This is a genomic window from Marisediminicola sp. LYQ85, assembly GCF_046600695.1.
Taxonomy (GTDB): domain Bacteria; phylum Actinomycetota; class Actinomycetes; order Actinomycetales; family Microbacteriaceae; genus Marisediminicola.
The window spans coordinates 1,058,256-1,076,897 of the sequence record NZ_JBKIWO010000001.1 but is presented as its reverse complement, the minus strand read 5'-3'; the positions used below and the strand labels follow the sequence as shown (position 1 = coordinate 1,076,897).

The 18,642-nt window shown below is 68.5% G+C and carries 15 protein-coding genes and 1 tRNA gene; 4 read left to right on the top strand and 12 right to left on the bottom strand.

Going from position 1 to position 18,642, the window contains the following annotated elements; translation table 11 throughout:
* Positions 1-24: 24 nt before the first annotated feature.
* The 3 genes from ACLHG5_RS05015 to ACLHG5_RS05005 all read right to left on the bottom strand — a co-directional run bounded on the left by ACLHG5_RS05015 (position 25) and on the right by ACLHG5_RS05005 (position 4,079).
* Complete coding sequence (locus tag ACLHG5_RS05015; protein WP_411315301.1) at positions 25-1,200, bottom strand: alcohol dehydrogenase catalytic domain-containing protein; 1,176 nt, start codon at positions 1,198-1,200, stop codon at positions 25-27.
* Positions 1,201-1,383: 183 nt separating this feature from the next.
* Positions 1,384-2,679, bottom strand: a complete 1,296-nt coding sequence (locus ACLHG5_RS05010; RefSeq protein WP_411318021.1) for a chaplin family protein — start codon at positions 2,677-2,679, stop codon at positions 1,384-1,386.
* Positions 2,680-2,768: 89 nt separating this feature from the next.
* Positions 2,769-4,079 (bottom strand): hypothetical protein, encoded by a 1,311-nt coding sequence (locus tag ACLHG5_RS05005; RefSeq protein WP_411318020.1) that lies wholly within the window; start codon positions 4,077-4,079, stop codon positions 2,769-2,771.
* Positions 4,080-4,254: 175 nt separating this feature from the next.
* Between ACLHG5_RS05005 and ACLHG5_RS05000 the strand changes: the two genes are divergently transcribed.
* Complete coding sequence (locus ACLHG5_RS05000) at positions 4,255-5,076, top strand: DUF1684 domain-containing protein (protein ID WP_411318019.1); 822 nt, start codon at positions 4,255-4,257, stop codon at positions 5,074-5,076.
* An 86-nt stretch (positions 5,077-5,162) separates the two neighbouring features.
* Positions 5,163-6,833, top strand: coding sequence for a bifunctional 3'-5' exonuclease/DNA polymerase (locus tag ACLHG5_RS04995; RefSeq protein WP_411318018.1), 1,671 nt, complete (start codon positions 5,163-5,165; stop codon positions 6,831-6,833).
* A gap of 6 nt (positions 6,834-6,839) precedes the next feature.
* Here the strand turns inward: ACLHG5_RS04995 and ACLHG5_RS04990 are convergent, their stop codons facing one another.
* Positions 6,840-7,421 carry a PadR family transcriptional regulator gene (locus ACLHG5_RS04990; protein ID WP_411318017.1) on the bottom strand — a complete coding sequence of 194 codons (582 nt, stop codon included), beginning with the start codon at positions 7,419-7,421 and terminating at the stop codon, positions 6,840-6,842.
* 199 nt (positions 7,422-7,620) lie between these two features.
* On the opposite strand from ACLHG5_RS04990, the gene ACLHG5_RS04985 reads away from it, so the two are divergent.
* Positions 7,621-8,124, top strand: a complete 504-nt coding sequence (locus ACLHG5_RS04985) for a DUF3145 domain-containing protein (protein ID WP_411315307.1) — start codon at positions 7,621-7,623, stop codon at positions 8,122-8,124.
* Positions 8,125-8,179: 55 nt separating this feature from the next.
* Here ACLHG5_RS04985 and ACLHG5_RS04980 read toward each other — a convergent pair whose 3' ends face one another.
* From ACLHG5_RS04980 to aceE, 7 genes are all read right to left on the bottom strand, one after another.
* Entirely contained in the window at positions 8,180-9,385 is a 1,206-nt protein-coding gene (locus tag ACLHG5_RS04980) for a glycosyltransferase family 4 protein (protein WP_411318016.1), read from the bottom strand.
* A gap of 17 nt (positions 9,386-9,402) precedes the next feature.
* A complete protein-coding gene (locus tag ACLHG5_RS04975; RefSeq protein ID WP_411318015.1) occupies positions 9,403-10,641 on the bottom strand; it encodes a beta-ketoacyl-[acyl-carrier-protein] synthase family protein in 1,239 nt (412 codons plus the stop codon).
* A gap of 95 nt (positions 10,642-10,736) precedes the next feature.
* Positions 10,737-10,985 (bottom strand): acyl carrier protein, encoded by a 249-nt coding sequence (locus ACLHG5_RS04970; protein ID WP_411315310.1) that lies wholly within the window; start codon positions 10,983-10,985, stop codon positions 10,737-10,739.
* Between the two features lie 43 nt (positions 10,986-11,028).
* Positions 11,029-12,027: a beta-ketoacyl-ACP synthase III gene (locus ACLHG5_RS04965; protein ID WP_411318014.1), complete on the bottom strand. Its 999-nt coding sequence runs from the start codon at positions 12,025-12,027 to the stop codon at positions 11,029-11,031.
* A 2-nt stretch (positions 12,028-12,029) separates the two neighbouring features.
* A complete protein-coding gene (locus tag ACLHG5_RS04960; RefSeq protein ID WP_411318013.1) occupies positions 12,030-12,950 on the bottom strand; it encodes an ACP S-malonyltransferase in 921 nt (306 codons plus the stop codon).
* Between the two features lie 102 nt (positions 12,951-13,052).
* Positions 13,053-14,267 (bottom strand): PucR family transcriptional regulator, encoded by a 1,215-nt coding sequence (locus tag ACLHG5_RS04955; RefSeq protein ID WP_411315313.1) that lies wholly within the window; start codon positions 14,265-14,267, stop codon positions 13,053-13,055.
* A 22-nt stretch (positions 14,268-14,289) separates the two neighbouring features.
* Positions 14,290-17,016 carry a pyruvate dehydrogenase (acetyl-transferring), homodimeric type gene (aceE, locus tag ACLHG5_RS04950; RefSeq protein WP_411315314.1) on the bottom strand — a complete coding sequence of 909 codons (2,727 nt, stop codon included), beginning with the start codon at positions 17,014-17,016 and terminating at the stop codon, positions 14,290-14,292.
* 214 nt (positions 17,017-17,230) lie between these two features.
* Here aceE and ACLHG5_RS04945 point away from each other — a divergent pair.
* Positions 17,231-17,303, top strand: a tRNA-Val gene (locus ACLHG5_RS04945).
* 12 nt (positions 17,304-17,315) lie between these two features.
* Here the strand turns inward: ACLHG5_RS04945 and ACLHG5_RS04940 are convergent.
* A complete protein-coding gene (locus tag ACLHG5_RS04940) occupies positions 17,316-18,602 on the bottom strand; it encodes an endo-1,4-beta-xylanase (protein WP_411318012.1) in 1,287 nt (428 codons plus the stop codon).
* Between the last annotated feature and the right edge of the window lie 40 nt (positions 18,603-18,642).

Below are 18,642 nucleotides of genomic sequence, written 5' to 3'. Positions count from 1 at the left end.
ACCGCCCTCCCGTCTCGGTCGTGACTACGGGGTGATGACGACCTTGATGCAGCCGTCTTCCTTGTCGCGGAACGTGTCGTACATCCCGGGTGCCTCGTCGAGGCCGACATGGTGCGTCACGAGGTCTTCGACACCCAGCGGGTCGTCGGGGTTCTCGACGATCGGCAGGAGCGTGTCGATCCAGTCGTGCACGTTGCACTGACCCATCTTCATCGTGAGCTGCTTGTCGAACATCGTCTTGAGCGGCATGGGGTCTGCCGTTCCGGCGTAGACACCGCTCATCGACACGGTTCCGCCGCGGCTCACAGCCTCGATCGACATCATGAGGGCCGAGAGGCGATCGATTCCCGCGGTGTCCATGGCCTTCTTGGCGATCGCATCGGGCAACAGGCCGACGGCTTTCTGGGCGAAGGATGCCGCGTGGTTGCCGTGCGCCTCGAGACCGACGGCGTCGACGACCGAGTCGGGTCCGCGACCATCGGTGAGGTCGCGCAGCTGGGCGAGTGTCTCGTCGGTGAGGTCCATCGTCTCGACACCGTGGCGCTCGGCCATGGCGCGGCGCTCGGGAACGGGGTCGACCGCGATGACGCGGTGCCCGAGGTAGGCGCCGATGCGGCTCACGAACTGACCGACGGGCCCGAGACCCATCACACCGAGCGTGTTGCCGGGCTGGAGGTTGGCGTACTGAACGCCCTGCCACGCGGTGGGGAGGATGTCGCTCAAGAAGAGGTAGCGGTCGTCCGGGAGGTCGGACTGCACCTTCACAGCGTTGAAGTCGGCGAGCGGAACACGCAGGAACTCGGCTTGACCCCCGGGAACGGAGCCGTAGAGCTCGGTGAAACCGTAGAGCGAGGCGCCGGTCTCGGTGTCGCGGTTCTGGGTGGTCTCACACTGCGTGGTGAGGCCGCGCTTGCACATGAAGCAGTGACCGCACGCGATGACGAAGGGGATGACGACGCGGTCGCCGACGGCGAGCTTCGAGACCTCGCTGCCCACCTCGACGACGACACCCATCGGCTCGTGACCGAGGATGTCGCCCTTGTTCAGGAACGGGCCGAGAACGCCGTAGAGGTGCAGGTCGGACCCGCAGATCGCCGTCGAGGTGACCTTGATGATGACGTCTTTGGGGTGCTGGATGAACGGGTCGGTGACCTCGTCGACCTGCACGGTGTTGGTCGATTGCCAGGTGAGAGCTTTCATCGTCCCTGTCTACGCGCGACCACGGCTTAGTGGCAGGGGGTTGCGCTCACGGGTGAGACCTGCGGGGCTCGCCGTGCCCGCGCGGGCTCGGGGGGATTGCGCGACGGGACGGATGCCGCGGGCACGACCCCGCGGCATCCGCTCGTCACCCGACCGGATGTTCGGTCGCGCTGTCGCGTGCTCTCAGATCGCGCGTCGACCGATCGCCGCCGTCCAGCGGCGGTGGGCGAGGAGGCTCACCGCCCCCGCGAGCACGAGCGCGAGCGCGAGACCGGCGAGCGATCCTCCGGCGCTCCCACCGGTGACGGCGAGAGTCTCGGCTCCTGCTGCCGCCGAGGCGGACGCCACGGATGCCGCGGACGACGTCGTCGCGATCGAACCGTCGGCCCGGGCGGTCGTCGAGATCCCGGCGACACTGCTGTCACCGCTCCCGTCGACCGTGTCGATCGAGTCACCGGGCGGGGTGATCGGGTCGGTCGGAACCGTCGGGTCCGTCGGAACCGTCGGGTCCGTGGGGTCCGTGGGGTCCGTCGGAACCGTGGGGTCCGTGGGGTCGATCGGGTCGGTGGGGCTTCCCGGGGTGACCGGCACCGTCGAGCTGTCGCCGATGATCGTCACGGCATTGCCACCGAGGGTGATCGGAAGGTCGATGCTCGGAACGATCTGCGTTCCCCCCGCGATGCTGTCGCTTCCGTCGGTCGTGCCCGTCGCGGTGCCGCCGTCAGTAGCTCCGCCATCCGTGCCCGGCGCGGTCGCCGAACCCGAGGTCGAGCTCGCGTCACCGATGACCGTGATCGCGTTGCCACCGAGATCGATCGGAGCAGACACGTCGGGGATCACCTGGGTGCCCCCGGCGATGCTGTCGCTCCCATCGGTCGTGCCTCCCGCTGTCGCGTCCTCCGCAGCGGGGGCCTCCGCCGGAACCCCGCCGGCGTCCGCGCTGCGCGTGGACGTCGCGTCGCCGAGCACACTGACGGCATTGCCGCTCGCCTCGAGCGGGATGTCGATGCTCGTCACGGCCTGGGTTCCGCCGAGCACCGAATCCGCACCGTCCGTCACCGGTGCGGAGGCGGGTGCCTCCACGGGTGCCGGGGTCGCCGCTGGCGCCGCACTCGAGGTGGCGTCGCCGACGACACTGATCGCGTTGCCTGTCGCCTCGACGGGCGCGACCACATCCGCGACCACCTGGGTGCCGGAGCCGACGCCGTCTTCGCCGGACGTGGTGGCCCCCGCGGGTGCGGGAGTCACGGCGGGCTCGGAAGCTGCCGGTGCCGGGGTCTCGGATGTGGCGTCGCCGATCACGCTCACGGCCGAGCCGACGATCGACAAGGGAGCCGAGATGGCGGCGTCTACCTGGGTTCCGGAGAGGATCCCGTCTTCTCCCGACGTGTCGGCGGCGTTGGCCGCGGTCGCTCCCAGCAGGGAGAGACCTCCGACGAAGAGGGCGCAATAGAGCCCTTTAGTCACTGCATTCTTCATTGTCCTGATCCTTCGTATGAGTGATGGTGCGCCGTCCGGAGTGGAGGCGCCGGGGTTCATCTGCCACCGAATGGTGACGAGAACCCCCATCAATCAGGCGAGGAACCGGGGTCGGGCGAGAGCGAGGCGGGAACGGCGTCGTCCGACGCCGTCGCCGCACTCGAGAGAAGGTGGGTTTCGACAGCGAAGGGGTCGAGAGCTCCGATCACGGTCGCAGTCGCGTTCACGGACGCCGCGGACGTCGTCGAGGCACCGCCGGTCGGTGCCCCGGGAACGTCGTGCCCGACGGTGCCGACAGGGTTTACGACGACCCGGTCGGTGTAGACGACGACGGATGTCTCGGACCTCGTGTGGGCCGCCGTGACGGGTGATCCGGGCGAGCCGGCCCCGAGCGTATCCGCGCGTTCCCGGGACGACACGGGTTCTCCGCGCGCGGGCGCGCCCGCCTCGAAGGCGGCGGCGTTCACCGATCCTCCGGAGCTGTCACTCACGGGCGGAGGATTTCTGGCCACGACCGGGGATAGCGGTGGCGCAGACGGTGGTGATCCGAAGACCGGGTCGACGACGGGACCGACGATGGGGCCGACAACAGGATCGACGACGCTGTCGACGATGGGGCGCACGATCGGCTCGATCGCCGCATCCACACCGACGCCGAGGGAGTCGAGCCCCGGGAGAGTGGCGTCGAGCGTAGCCCCGACCGTGCCGTCGACGATCCTCCCGGTCGACCCGAGCGCCCAGTCGACGGCTCCGGTGAGCGGAGAGACGACGGTGTCGAGTTGGGTCGGCGCCACGAGCGGCAGCCCTGTGACCGCGTCGCCGGTCGATCCGACGAGGCCAGCGGAGAGTACGTCTTCAGCGACGACGTCCCCGGCGACGTCTCCAGCGACGTCTACAGCATCCGTGACCTCCGCCACGATGGGCGAGACGACCCCCGCCGGCTCCCCGCCGGTCGCAGCCGACTCGGTTACCGCGGGTCGAGCGGGTGCGGGCTCGGCGTGCACCGGGGCGGGAGCAGTGGGGGCCGCAACCACGGGTGCGGACGCGACGGGTGCAGGAGGGACAGGCACGGGAGCGGTAGGCGCCGGCGGGGCGGCGGGTGCGGGAGCCGGCGGAGCGACCTTCGTGACGACCGCGTGGACGGTCCGGTCCACCGTGCGATCCACGGTCTCGGTCACGGTCTTCACGGGTGCGCCGACCGAACCGACGGTGCCGGCCACCGTGCCGCTCACGGTGTCGTCCACGACGGAGGCGTGGCCCCCGATCAACGAGCGTTCGTCGCCCTCGGCCGCCGAAGCGGAGAGGGTCGACCCGAATGCGATCCATCCGAGGGCGACGAGCGTCGCCAACAGGCACACGCGCAGGAGCCTGGAGATCGAGTACCCCATCGATCCGGCCACTGCTATCACCCCCCGGTAATGTGTGCCTGCTTCAACGATAATCACGACATTTTCCGGATGTCTAGCAGCTCGCGAAGATGTACCCCGGTGATGACGCGAGGGCTCGGCCCGGCGCATCGGCAATAAAAGCGTGTCCGTGGTCGTTGACCACGACGAAACCGAGAAGGATGGACCCATGACCGAAACAACGTCTCCCGAAGACCAGCTCGCGCTCTACCGCCGTCGCCGCGAGGAGTCCGTCGTGCAGCCGAAAGGCAATCTCGCCCTCGTGAACACGCAGTGGGTCGACGCCCAGCAGCCCGTCTACGGAGTGCCCGGCGTCTGGTCGCCGCTCCCGGCCGGCGAATCGGGTCTCCGCGTCGTCGCGAACGCGAGCGACGGCATCCGCGTCGACGGCGCACTCGTCGACGGTGAGGCCGTCGTGGCGGGCAAAGACTCGGTGTCGCCCGGCGAGATCGTCTTCAGTGACACCGTCACGGGTTTCGTCATCGCCGGCGAGGACGGTGCCTATGCGCTCCGCGTGTGGGATGCGGCCTCGGAGGGCATTCGCGACTTCGGCTCGATCGACGCGTTCCCCTACAACCCCGAGTGGGTGATCACGGCGTCGTGGATCGAGATCGAGGGGGGATCCACCGTCGGCATCGAGCATCTGAAAGACGAGGGCAAGCCTCGCGACAAGGTCGTGCCAGGCGAGATCCGTTTCACGAAGGACGGCGTCGACTACAACCTCGCCGCGTTCAAAGAGGGTCGCGCGCTCCTGCTCGTCTTCGCCGACTCGACCAACGGTGACTCGACCTACAGCGTCGGGCGCTTTCTCATGGTCGCGCCCTCACCCGACGGGTCGATCACTCTCGACTTCAACCGTGCATACCTGCCGCCGTGCGCCTTCAGCTACAACTTCAACTGCCCGCTTCCGCCGAAGCAGAATCGATTCTCGGTGCCGATCGAAGCGGGCGAGAAGAACGTGCTCAACACCGCGGGGGCTCTCCTCCACTAGTCCACGGTCGAGGCCCCGGTGCTCGGGGCCGGCGGTGGCCGAGGGCAGTGGTGCCCGGGGTCGGTGGTGGCGACGAGAATGAGAGCATGTACGCCGTTCTCACACGCCAGGGCGGCGAGACGACGATCCAGGAGCTCGACGACACCGGTGCGGTGCGCGGTGCCGCGCGCGCCGTCGACGATCTGCCGGCGGAGGTGCGGCGCCTCGCACCCGACCGTCCGCGCTGGGTCTGGTCCGATACGGCCGTGTGGTACCCGCCGCTCCTGAGGGCGGGTGTGCGCGTCGAGCGCTGCGTCGACGTGCGGCTCTCGCACGCGATCATCCGTCGCTCCCGACTGACCTCGTCGTCGCCCGTCGCGACGGCACCCGAGGGCGTCTGGGATGAAACCGTGCGCGACATCCCTGTGGCCGCCGAGGGCCTCTTCGCACTCGACGACCTCGAGCACGTGCCGCGGCGCGGTGCCTCTCAGCGCGGAGAACTCGACACCCTCGAGGAGTTTCTGCGCCAGCGCGACGCCGTCGCGACGTCTTCCGAGCCCGCGAGACTCGGGCTGCTCCTCGCCGCGGAATCGGCTGGGGCCCTCGTTGCGGCCGAGATCCACCACGTGGGACTGCCGTGGAGTGTCGAGGTGCACGATCGGCTGCTCGTCGAGAACCTGGGATCCCGCCCCGCGCGCGAGGGCGATCGCCCGAGCGCCATGCACGCTGTCGCTGCCGACGTGCGCGCGGCCCTGGATGCTCCCGGCCTCAACGTCGATTCCCCCGTCGACCTCCTCGCCGCACTCGGTCGTGTCGGTATCACCGCGGGGTCGACGAGATCGTGGGAGCTCGAGAAGCTCACCCACCCCGCCATCGGGCCCATCCTCGAGTACAAGAGGCTCGCTCGGCTGTGGACGGCGAGCGGGTGGGCCTGGCTCGACACCAACGTCGTCGACGGGCGCTTCCACCCCGAGTATGTTCCCGGTGGTGTCGTGACGGGCCGGTGGTCGAGCAAGGGCGGCGGGGGAGCGTTGCAATTGCCGAAGGCGGTGCGCAGCGCCGTCGTGGCCGACCCGGGGTGGACCCTCGTGGTCGCGGATGCGGCGCAACTCGAGCCGCGGATTCTCGCGGCGCTCGCGTCGGACCGCGGGATGGTCGAGGCCGGATCGAGCGGCGACCTCTACGCGGGGATCGTCGCGAGCGGTGCCGTGGCGTCGCGGGAACACGCGAAGGTCGCGATGCTCGGGGCGATGTACGGCGCAACCTCGGGCGATGCCGGGCGCCTCCTGCCGAGGCTCGCGGAGCGATACCCGCGCGCGATCGGCTTCGTCGAAGCCGCGGCGAGGGCCGGTGAGCGCGGGGAGGTCGTGTCGACGCACTTGGGCCGCACGTCCCCGCCCGGTGACGGTGTCGGCTACGACGAGACCGCGACACCGGCGGATGCCGAGCGAGCACGTTCCCGCGCCAAAGCGTGGGGCCGGTTCACGCGCAACTTCGTCGTTCAGGGCACCGCGGCCGAATGGGCGCTGTGCTGGATGGCGGGTCTGAGAACCCGTCTGCGAGCCCTCGGGGGCGACACCGACCTCGAGCGCGAACCTCACCTCGCGTTCTTCCTGCACGACGAGGTCGTCGTGCACTGCCCTCGCGACCTCGCTGACGAGGTCGAACGGGCTATCCGCGAGGCTGCGGCGGATGCCGGGCGGTTGCTGTTCGGCGATCTTCCGGTGACGTTCCCCGTGACCGTCGCCGCCGTCGACGATTATGCGAAGGCGAAGTGATCGGCGCTAGGACGCGCCCGGCTCGTCGTGCGGCCGGCGCCCCCGGCGAGGCTTGACCGTCGAGAGCGCTCGCGCGGTCGTGCCCGCCGGGAGCCGATCGGAGACGGCCGCGAGCCACTCGAGCGCGGCCCGGGCGTGCGCCGCCCGCGCGTCGGATGCCCAGCCGGCGATCGTCGTCTCGCGACCACTGTCGACCGCGTCCTCGCGCGCGGCGTCGAGCTCGGCCGACCAACGCACCCGGTAGTCGCGAGTGAGTCGCTCCGTGGCGACAGGGTCGACCGTCGCGCCCACGAGAATCTGATCGAGCATCTCCGACCACTCGGGCACTCCGCCCGCGAGGGGAGTGCGGAGCCACCGGTCGGCAGTCGAACGCCCCTCGGGGGTGAGCCGATGCAGAGGCAGCCCGTCGTGCGTGCGACCGCCCGACTCGATGAGTCCGGCTCGGCCCAAGCGTTCGAGTGTCGCGTAGATCTGGCCGGGATTCACGGTTCCGCGGTGCGGGCTCCGCGCGGCGAGTTCGGCGTGCAACTGCAGTCCGTACGCTGGACCGAGGGTGAGGATCGCGAGGAGCCCGTCTCGAACCGACACTGTGCTCCCCACTGTCAAATCTATACTCAGTATAGAACGCCTCCGGGTGGTGCCGATTTCCCGGCCTAATCACAGTGTTGTGATTCGCCGGGACCATCCCTCATAATGAGACCGACGGCACGCCGTCTCAATTGAATAATGCACCGAGATTCGTTCACCAGGTCGATGGGGAAGTCGCACCTAACCGAACGGAGTCATCGTGGCTGCTGCAACTGCTCGTGGAGTGCTTTTCGTGCACTCTGCTCCTCGCGCGCTCGCACCCCACATCGAGTGGGCTGCCGGTCGCGCTCTTGATCGAGCCGTCAACTTCGAGTGGACCGATCAGCCCGTGCTCAAGGGTGCCCTTCGCGCGGAGTTCTACTGGGAGGGTGCGCCGGGCACCGGGGCGGTCCTCGCGTCGGCCCTCCGCGGCTGGGAGCACTTGCGCTTCGAGGTGACGGAAGACGCCGGCTTCGGTTCCGACGGTGGCCGCTGGCTGCACACGCCCGACCTGGGCATCTTCTTCGCGCAGACCGACACGGTCGGCAACGTCGTCATCCCCGAGGATCGCGTCCGCTACGCGATGGAGATCGCCGGCTCGAATGCGCTCGAACTGCACAGGGAGCTGCGACTCGCCCTCGGCCAGGCCTGGGACGACGAACTCGAGGCCTTCCGTCACGCGAGCGACTCGAGCCAGGTGGTCTGGCTGCACAAGGTCGGCTGAGGCTCACCCTTTCTCCCGTCGGACCGGATCGAGGCGCCCGGATCACCGCACGTCGTCAGACCGGACGGTGGCCGTTCCGCACCCGGGTCGCGAGAGATGCGAAGGACTCCGCATAGCTCTCGGGCAGGAACTGCTCACCGTCTTGCGCTGCCCCGCGGGAGAGTTGCTCGATGAGGCCCGGGGTCTGCACGAGGTCGACGATCGCGGCCGTGAGCCCCGCGACATCCGGTGACGGCGCGAGGTGTCCCGCGTGCAGCAGCCCCTCGCGCAACTTCGGGTCGCAGTAGAGGATGCCTCGCTGTCGGCTCACGGCCTCCGCGATGGTCATCGGCTGATTGTCGAACCCGACCGACGTGAGCACGACGATCGACGTGGTGTTCATGAGCTCGAGCACCCTCTCGTGGTCGAGTGCTCCGTGCACGTGCACGAGCGGGTGACCCTCGACGAGCTTCTCGAGCGCGGCGCGGTCGCTTCCGTCTCCGACGAAGTCCACGCTGAAGCCGCCCCCCGTGATCTCGAGGGCGCGCACGGCTGCTTCGGCGAACGGCAACGGCCTCTTGATCGGTTCGCATCGCGCGACCCAGAGAAAGCGCGGTTCACGATCTGCTCCGAGCGCATCCACGGGGGTGGTGGGTGAAGTGATCGGGTTCGGCACGACGTCGATCGCGGTCTCGACGCGCGCATCCGCGAGGTCTCGCGCCTGGTGTGCCGACGGCGAGATCACCGCGTCGACTCGACGCGCCATCCCGAGGGTGAGGTTTCTCAGGAGGTTGTCGATCGGGCGCGGGGACAGCGCGGACGCCGGGATCTCTGCTCGAGTGATGCGCTCGAGCGACCGCCGGAGCAGCGGCTCGACGAGCCGGTGCCACCAGGGACCGTCGCTCGCCCAGTAGAACGTGTGCACCGTGTGGACGACCGGGATCCCGAGCTCCCGCGCGACGTCGACGGCTGCGTGGGCGAGACCGAACTCGGTCTGCACGTGCACGACGTCGACAGCGCGCTCGCGAAAGGCGGCGCGCAGGGTCGCTCGCGTCCGCGAGCTGTTGACGATGACGGGGAGTTCGAGACCCGGGAGTGTCGCGACCGGAGCGAGCCTCACCTCGTGGAGCGCGTGGCTCACCCGCGGCCGGGAGAACCTCGACGCCGAGATCATGACGACCTCGTGGCCCGCCGCGGTGAGCGCGAGCTCCTGCTGGCGCATCGACGTCTGCGCCCCGCCGACGAAGTCGAGGAAGTAGTCGCAGACGATGGCGATCCTCATCGCCGTGGGAGCGGGCGTCACACGCTGCGGAACGCCGCTACCGCGTTGTGCCCGCCGAAACCGAACGAGTTGCTGATCGCGAGGATGGGGTCGGCGCCGAGGTCGCGTGGCGTCGTCACGACGTCGAGCGGGATCTCGGGATCCTGGTTGTCGAGGTTGATCGTCGGCGGAGCCGTGCGGTGGTGGAGCGCGAGGATAGTGAAGATGGCTTCGAGGGCGCCGGTTCCCCCGAGGAGGTGGCCCGTCGCTCCCTTGGTCGCGGAGACTGCGACGGAGTCGAGGTGGTCTCCGAAGACCCTCTTCATCGCGTTGTATTCGGCGATGTCGCCGACGGGGGTGCTCGTTGCGTGCGCGTTGACGTGGAGAACGTCGGTGATCGAGGCATCCGCTTGATCGAGCGCCGCGAGCATCGCCCGGGCGGCGCCCGAACCCTCGGGGTCGGGAGCGGTGATGTGGTAAGAGTCGCTCGTCACCGATCCACCCGCGAGCTCGGCGTAGATGCGTGCCCCTCGAGCGAGCGCGTGCTCCTCGGTCTCGAGCACGATCGCTCCGGCACCCTCGCCGAGCACGAAGCCGTCGCGGTCGACGTCGTAGGGGCGTGACGCGGTCGCAGGGGAGTCGTTGCGCTTCGACAGGGCCTGCATAGCCGCGAACGAGGCGATCGGAAGCGGATGAATGGCCGCCTCCGTTCCACCCGCGATGACGACGTCGGCGAGCCCGGCCTGCAGGTGCGCGTAGGCGTTGGCGATCGACTCGGTGCTCGAGGCGCACGCCGACACGACGGTGCGTGCCCCACCGCGAGCCGACAGGCTCATGCTGATGGCTGCGGCTGGCCCGTTGGGCATGAGCATGGGGACCGTCATGGGCAGAACACGGCGGGCGCCGCGCTCACGCAGGGTGTCCCACGCGTCGACGAGAGTCCAGATGCCACCGATACCGGTCGCATAGTCGACGGCGATGCGCGCGGGGTCGACATCCGGGGCCCCCGCGTCGGCCCACGCCTCGCGAGCCGCGATCACGGCGAACTGGCTGCCGGGATCGAGCCTCTTGGTCTCCTGCCGCGTCAGGATGTCGGCGGCCGGCACCTTCGCTTGCGCCGCGAAGGTGATGGGGAGGTCGTACTTCGACACCCACTCCTGCTCGAGCGGGCGTGCACCCGACTCACCCGCGAGAAGGGCGGTCCAAGTGTCGGCGACCGAGCCACCGAGGGGGGAGGTCGTGCCGAGGCCGGTGACGACGATCTTCTTGGGGCTCATGTCTGGTTTCCTTCGGTGGTGCTGTGCTCGTGCGGCCGAGGTGAGCGGATGTTCCCTCCCCGGCCACACAGGCGGTGGTCCTGTGCGCGGAGGTGTCAGCCCTGGGCGTTGGTGATGAACGTCACGGCATCGCCGACGGTCTTGAGGTTCTTGACCTCTTCGTCGGGGATCTTGACGTCGAACTTCTCTTCGGCGTTGACGACAATGGTCATCATCGAGATCGAGTCGATGTCGAGGTCGTCGGTGAACGACTTGTCGAGTTCGACCGAGTCCGTCGCAATGCCGGTTTCGTCGTTGATGAGCTCGGCGAGGCCGGACAGAACTTCTTCGGTGGACAGTGCCATTGTGTTATCTCCTTGGTGGGGTGTCGTGTGACCGGGGTCAAGTCTAGGGAAGAACGATCACCTGGGCGCCGAAGACGAGGCCGGCGCCGAAACCGATCTGCAGGGCGAGGCCGCCGCTGAGCTCGGGGTGTTCGTCGAGGAGCCGGTGGGTCGCGAGGGGGATCGACGCGGCCGAGGTGTTTCCGGTCGTCGCGATGTCGCGCGCGATCATGACGCTCTCGGGCAGGCCGAGCTGCTTGGCGAACTCGTCGATGATGCGCATGTTCGCCTGGTGGGGGATGAACGCGGCGAGGTCGTCGGCGGTGATCCCCGCAGCCTCGAGCGCGCGGGCAGCGACTTTCGCCATGTCCCAGACCGCCCAGCGGAAGACCGTCTGACCCTCTTGGCGCAGGGTCGGCCACTCGGCCTCCCCGTCTCGGAACTCGGTGAGCGTCGCGTTCATGCCGACGGCGTCCGCTTTCGAACCGTCGGACCCCCACACGGGCGCCGCGATCCCCGGGCTGTCGCTCGGGCCGATGACGACGGCTCCCGCGCCGTCCGCGAGCAGGAACGAGATCGACCTGTCGGTCGGATCGACGATGTCGGAGAGCTTCTCGGCACCGATGACGAGCGCATTGTGTGCCGCACCGGAGCGGATGAGCGCGTCCGCTTGCGTCACGGCGTAGCTGAACCCGGCGCACGCGGCATTCGCGTCGTACGCCGCGGCCGGGTTCGCCCCGACCCGATCGGCCACGACCGCGGCCATCGACGGGGTCTGTCGCACGTTGCTGATGGTCGCGACGATGACGAGGTCGATCGCGCTCGCGTCGACACCCGATTTCTCGATCGCTTCGAGGGCCGCCTCGGTCGCGAGGTCGGTCGCGCTCACCTCTGCCGAGGCACGCGTGCGCGTGATGATCCCGGTGCGCTGCTGGATCCACTCGTCGCTCGAATCGATCGGGCCGATGAGGGCCGCGTTGTCGACGACGACGTCGCCGCGCGCGGCGCCGTAGCTGTAGATACGGGTGAATTGCGCCCCGGAGGACTGGGTGAGAGTCGCCATGATCACGAGTTCCTGTCGATGAGGTCGAATGCTGCGGGGAGATCGTCCGGCGTCTTGACCGCGACCGCGGGGACTCCGCGCAGACCGCGCTTCGCGAGTCCCGTGAGCGCGCCGGCCGGGGCGAGTTCGATGAGCCCGGTCACGCCCGCCGCCGAGAGCGATTCCATGGTGCGGTCCCACCGCACGGGCGAGCTCACCTGACCGACGAGGAGGTCGACGAAGCGAGCTCCACTCGAGACGGCGGACCCGTCGCTGTTCGACCAGAGGGTCATGATCGGATCATGAGCGTCGAGCGTCGACGCGACGGCGGCGAGTCGGTCGACCGCAGGGCGCATGTAGTCGGTGTGGAACGCTCCTGCGACCTGCAGGGGAATCACTCGCGCTCCCGTGGGCGGCTCGGAGCGCAACGCCTCGAGGGCGTCGGTCGCGCCCGCGACCACGATCTGGCCCCCGCCATTGAAGTTGGCGGGGTGGAGCCCGTGGCGGTCGAGCGCGGCGAGCAACTCGCCTTCGTCTGCTCCGACGACCGCGCTCATGCCGGTCGACGTGACAGCGGCCGCGTCGGCCATGGCCGTGCCACGGGTGTGCACGAGCGTCATGGCATCGGTGAGGCTGAGCACACCCGACACGGCCGCAGCGGTCACTTCTCCGACCGAGTGACCGGCGGCACCCGACACGCGCTCGCGCCGTCCGTCGGCGAGGAGGACGCTTGAGGCGAGCAGCCCCGCCGCGACGATGAGGGGCTGAGCGACTGCCGTGTCGCGGATGGTGTCGGCGTCGGACACCGTGCCATGGGCCACGAGGTCGACCCCGATCGCGTCGGACATCCCCTCGAGCTGATCACGGAAGACGGTTTCGGTGAGCCAGGGGCTCAGAAACCCGGGGGTCTGCGAGCCTTGGCCGGGGCAGAGAACGACGATCATCCGACTATCCTCGCAAGGATCGTCGCTCGAGGCCTGTAGCGACTCCACCAGAAACCTCGAGAAGCGTTGTCTGAATCCGCAGCGGAGCCCGCATCGACACGGTCACCGGCGACGCCGTCGCGGTGCGGTGTCGGGTTCCGCTATGGAGCCCAGGATGAGTGCGGCTTGCAGGATGAGCGACTCGCGCGCGCCGGTGGCATCCCACCCGATCACCTCCGAGACACGCTTGAGGCGATAGCGCACCGTGTTCGGGTGCACGAACATCTCGCGCGCCGTCGCTTCCAGCGAGCGACCATTGTCGAGATAGCACCACAGCGTCGCGAGCAGTTCGGTCGAGTGTGCCTGCAGGGGCCGGTAGATCTTGTTGATGAGGGTCGACCGCGCGAGCGCGTCGCCCGCGAGTGCCCGTTCGGGCAGCAAGTCGTCGGCGAGGGCGGGTCGCGGTGCGTTGCGCCACGACCGGGCGACGGCGAACCCCGCAAGAGCAGCCTTGGCGCTGCGGGACGCGTCGACGAGGCTCGACACCTCGTGGCCGAGCACGAGGTGACCTTCGCCGAAGCCGGGCTCGAGCGCTTTCGCGATGTCGACGAAGGGCACGAGGGGCGTCTCGGTCGACACTTCCCCCTCGCCGGGGGTCGGGTGTGCTCGGCCGATCACGAGAACGAGCCTGTTGCCCTGCACTCCGATGAGCACGTCGGCGTCGAGGTGACGCGCGGTCCGCCTCAGCATGTCGACGTCGAGCATGACCGGTGCCGTGCCGACGAGCACCGAGACCTCGCCGTGGCCGTGCCACCCGAGGGCGGCGATCCTCGACGGCAACTCGTCGTCGTATTCGCCCGAGAGGATCGAGTCGACGACGAGCGCTTCGAGCCGCGCATCCCACAGGCCCCGCGCTTCGGCCGCCCGGGCGTAGACGTCCGCGGCGGCGAAGGCGATCTCCCGTGAGTAGAGAAGGATCGCCTCGCGAAGCGACTCGTCCCTCGCCTTGATCCGGTCTTCGACGACCTCGACCGTGACTTTGATGAGCTGCAGGGTCTGGGTGAGGCTCACCGACCGCAGCAGCTCGCGTGGCGCGGCGCCGAAGACGTCCGCGGCGATCCACGGGGTCGACGTGGGGTCGTCGAACCAGTGGATGAACGACGTGATACCGGCTTGCGCCACGAGCCCGACCGCCGACCGCCTCCCCGGCGGCATGTCGCCATACCAGGGAAGCGTGTCGTCGAGTCGTTTGAGTGTCGCGCTCGCGAGCTCACCCGAGATCGTCTTGAGCCACGCGAGTGTCTGCTCCTTGGAGGGAGCCTTCTTCGCCGTCGTCACGCGCCGAGACCTCGGTCGGGTGTCAGCTCTCGCCGCCGGTGTTACCCGACGTGCCCGCCTTCACATCGTGGAGGCGGTACTTGTCGATCGCCTGCTGCGGCACGCTCGGGTCCATCTCGCCGCGGGCGACGAGCGACTCGAGGGTGCGGACGACGAGCGACGGACCGTCGATCTTGAAATAGCGCCGGGCGGCGGCACGCGTGTCGGAGAAGCCGAAGTTGTCGGCTCCGAGCGTCGCGTAGTCACCCGGAACGAACTCGCGGATCATGTCGGGAACGGCGTGCATGAAGTCCGTCACGGCGACGAACGGACCGTGCGCGTCGGCGAGCTTGCGCGTGACGAACGGAACGTGCTTCTCCTCGTCGGGGTTCAAGAAGTTGTGCTCGTTGGCGGCGATGCCGTCGCGACGCAGCTCGGTCCACGAGGTGACCGACCAGACATCCGCCGAGATGCCCCAGTCGTCGGCGAGCAGCTGCTGCGCCTCGAGAGCCCACGGAACGGCGACACCGGATGCGAGCAACTGGGCCTTCGTGCCCTCGCGGTCGGACGTCTTGAGGCGGTAGATGCCGCCGAGCACGCCTTCGACATCGAGGTTCTCGGGTTCCGCCGGCTGCACGATCGGCTCGTTGTACACCGTGAGGTAGTACATGACGTTCGGATCGGCGTGCTCGCCGCCGTACATCCGCTCGAGCCCGGCCTTCATGATGTGGCCGATTTCGTAGCCGTATGCGGGGTCGTACGAGACGACCGCGGGGTTCGTCGCGGCGAGCACGAGAGAGTGCCCGTCGGCGTGCTGCAGGCCTTCACCCGTGAGGGTTGTGCGGCCCGCGGTCGCGCCGATGATGAACCCGCGCGCCATCTGATCGCCCGCAGCCCACATGGCGTCGCCCGTGCGCTGGAAGCCGAACATCGAGTAGAAGACGTAGACGGGCACGAGCGCTTCGCCGTGGGTCGAGTACGACGTGCCGGCCGCGGTGAACGCCGCGAAGGCGCCCGCCTCGTTGATGCCCACGTGGAGGATCTGACCCTGCGGGCTCTCCTTGTAGGCGAGCAACTGCTGACGGTCGACCGAGGTGTACTGCTGTCCCTGCGGGTTGTAGATCTTCGACGTCGGGAAGTACGCGTCCATACCGAAGGTGCGCGCCTCGTCGGGGATGATCGGCACGATGCGGTGTCCGAAGTCCTTCGATCGCAGCAGGTCTTTGAGCAGTCGGGCGAACGCCATCGTCGTGGCGATCTCCTGCTTGCCGGAACCCTTCTTGACGACGTCGTACGTCGAGTGCTCGGGGAGGTTGACCTGCGTGTACTTCGAGCGTCGCTCCGGCACGTAGCCACCGAGGGCCTGGCGGCGCTCGTGGAGGTACTGGATCGCTTCGTCGTCGTTGCCCGGGTGGTAGTACGGAGGCAGGTACGGGTCTTCTTCGAGCTTCGCGTCGGTGATGGGGATGCGCATCTCGTCGCGGAACTGCTTGAGGTTGTCGAGAGTGAGCTTCTTCATCTGGTGGGTCGCGTTGCGTCCCTCGAACGACGGTCCGAGGCCGTACCCCTTGACCGTCTTCGCGAGGATCACGGTCGGCTGGCCCTTGTGCTCCTGGGCGGCCTTGAACGCCGCGTAGACCTTGCGGTAGTCGTGTCCTCCGCGCTTGAGGTTCCACACGTCGTCGTCGGAGTAGTCCTTGACGAGCTCGAGCGCGCGCGGGTCACGACCGAAGAAGTTCTCGCGCACGTAGGCGCCGCTCTCGGCCTTGTAGGTCTGGTAGTCGCCATCGGGGGTGCGGTTCATGAGGTCGCGCAGTGCACCCTCGCTGTCGCGAGCGAGCAGGTCGTCCCACTCGCGGCCCCAGATGACCTTGATGACGTTCCAGCCGGCGCCGCGGAAGAAGCTCTCGAGCTCCTGGATGATCTTGCCGTTACCGCGAACCGGGCCGTCGAGGCGCTGGAGGTTGCAGTTGATGACGAAGTTGAGGTTGTCGAGACTGTCGTTCGCCGCGAGCTGGAGCGCACCGCGGCTCTCGACCTCGTCCATCTCGCCGTCGCCGAGGAACGCCCAGACCTGCTGGTCGCTCGCGTCGGCGATGCCGCGGTCGGTGAGGTACTTGTTCGACTGCGCCTGGTAGATCGCGTTGATCGGGCCGAGACCCATCGACACCGTCGGAAACTGCCAGAAGTCCTTCATGAGGCGCGGGTGCGGGTACGACGACAGCCCACCGGCGTCGTGCGACTTCTCCTGGCGGAAGCCGTCGAGCTGGTCGGTGCTCAGGCGTCCCTCGAGGAACGCGCGGGCGTACATGCCGGGGGAGGCGTGACCCTGGTAGAAAATCTGGTCTCCACCGCCGGCGTGGTGCTGGCCGCGGAAGAAGTGGTTGTGGCCGACCTCGTAGAGGGCGGCAGACGACGCGTACGTCGAGATGTGGCCACCGACACCGATGCCGGGGCGCTGCGCGCGGTGCACCGTGATCGCCGCGTTCCAGCGGATCCACGCGCGGTAGCGCCGTTCGACATCCTCGTCACCGGGGAAGTCGGGCTCGTCGTCGGCCGCGATCGTGTTGAGGTAGTCGGTCGTCGGCACCATCGGAACACCGAGGTGCAGCTCCTTCGACCGCTTGAGCAGCGACAGCATGATCTCGCGTCCGCGCTCGTGCCCCTGAACCGCCACGAGGGCGTCCAAGGATTCCTGCCACTCGGCAGTCTCTTCCGGATCGGAATCGATGTTGTTGACCGAATACGGATCCTGGTCGTTGACCGTCACCCTTGACCTCGCTCTGTTCGCGTGTTCTTCGTGATTGTTGGAGCACTTCGACGACCGCCGGGATTGTCCGGTCGCGCGTCAAAGCCTCGTCGATTCTAGTTGCACGAGTCTGAGCGCCATCCCCGTTCCGCTGTCAGCGGTCTGTCGCGAGGGGCGTTGCCCCGACTGGTATTGTTTCGCCAACGTCACCGCAGCGCTCCGCCGCCGCAGTCACGGGCCTTTAGCTCAGTTGGTAGAGCGCCACGTTTACACCGTGGATGTCATCGGTTCGAGCCCGGTAGGGCCCACTCTCACGCGGGTCACGATGCGCGCCCGAGCGTCGCCGTCACCCTCGCGTCCACACCGCCGGAGAGCGGCACCGTCGTCTCGGCGCCGCGCGCGCTCACCCGATAGTCGCCGGCGAAACCGCGCACGGGGACGCGACCGTCGGCATCCGTTCGCAGGGTCGTCTGCGGCATCCACCACTCCTCCTTGACGAGCGAGCGGAGGGCGTCGTACGAGGGCTTCGTCGAGCCGTCCGCCCGCACGAAGCCGACGGGAGCGCCGAGCCACGACCCGCTGTCGCTCAAGCCCCAGTAGGTGATCGCCTCGACCGCGGGGTGCGTCATGAGTGAGCGGTAGTGGCGCACGATCTCGTCGGCCTGGCGCTCCTCACCCTCCGGAGTGGAGGGCCAGTGGTCGACCTGGTAGTCGTTGAGGTCGACGATCTCGGGAGGCATGAGGTCGCCCGAGAGGATCGTCGACTCGGTCATGTGCAACGGGAGCCCGAAGCGAGCGAATTTGTCGACGGTCGCGAGCATCGTGTCTTCGCCCCAGTAGCCCTGGTGCATGTGCGTCTGGAGGCCGATCGCGTCGATCTGGATGCCGGCGCCGAGCACCTCGTCGAGGAGGTCCTCGTAGCGCTCCGAGAGATCGAAATCGTTGAGCAGGAGCGTCACCGAGGGGTTCGCCGCCCGCGCCTCCTCGAATGCCAGGCGGATCATCGGGATGCGGCCCAGGTGCTTCGCGAGCTTCGTGATGCCGTTGTCCTCAGCCTCGAAGACGGGCATGATCACGACCTCGTTGATGGCGTCCCACGTGTCGACGAGACCGCGGAAATCGCCGACCTCACGACGGATGCGCTCGCGCTGCACTCGCTCGATCTCGTCGGGTTCGAGCTCGAGCAACCAGGGAGCCGTCACGGTGTGCCACACGAGAGGGTGCCCCTTGAGCGCGACACCGCGGTCGGCGAACCACTGCGCCGTCGCGAGGAGCCTCGCGGTGTCGGGCTTTCCGCGGTCGGGCTCGAAACGGCCCCAGTAGAACGGCAGCGTCGCGGTGTTGAACACGTCGAGCCACAGGTCGGCGAGCCTCGGGAGAAGAGCGATGTCGGCGTCGATCACGCGGCCGGGCACGGGCTCGGTTTCGCCGTTCGCGAGCGGGATGAAATCGAACCCGATGTTGCCGAAGGCGAACGCGTGGCCCGACTGCTCGACGACGACATCCGTGTCGGCGAGCGGTGTGCCGTCGGGGGAGACGACGGTGACGGTCGCGTCGACGACGCGATGCCGGACGGAGTCGTCGAAAGGGGGGAAGGATGCAGCCACGGGGCCTCCTCGTCGAGGTGGAGTTCGCCGCCGTCGGCGA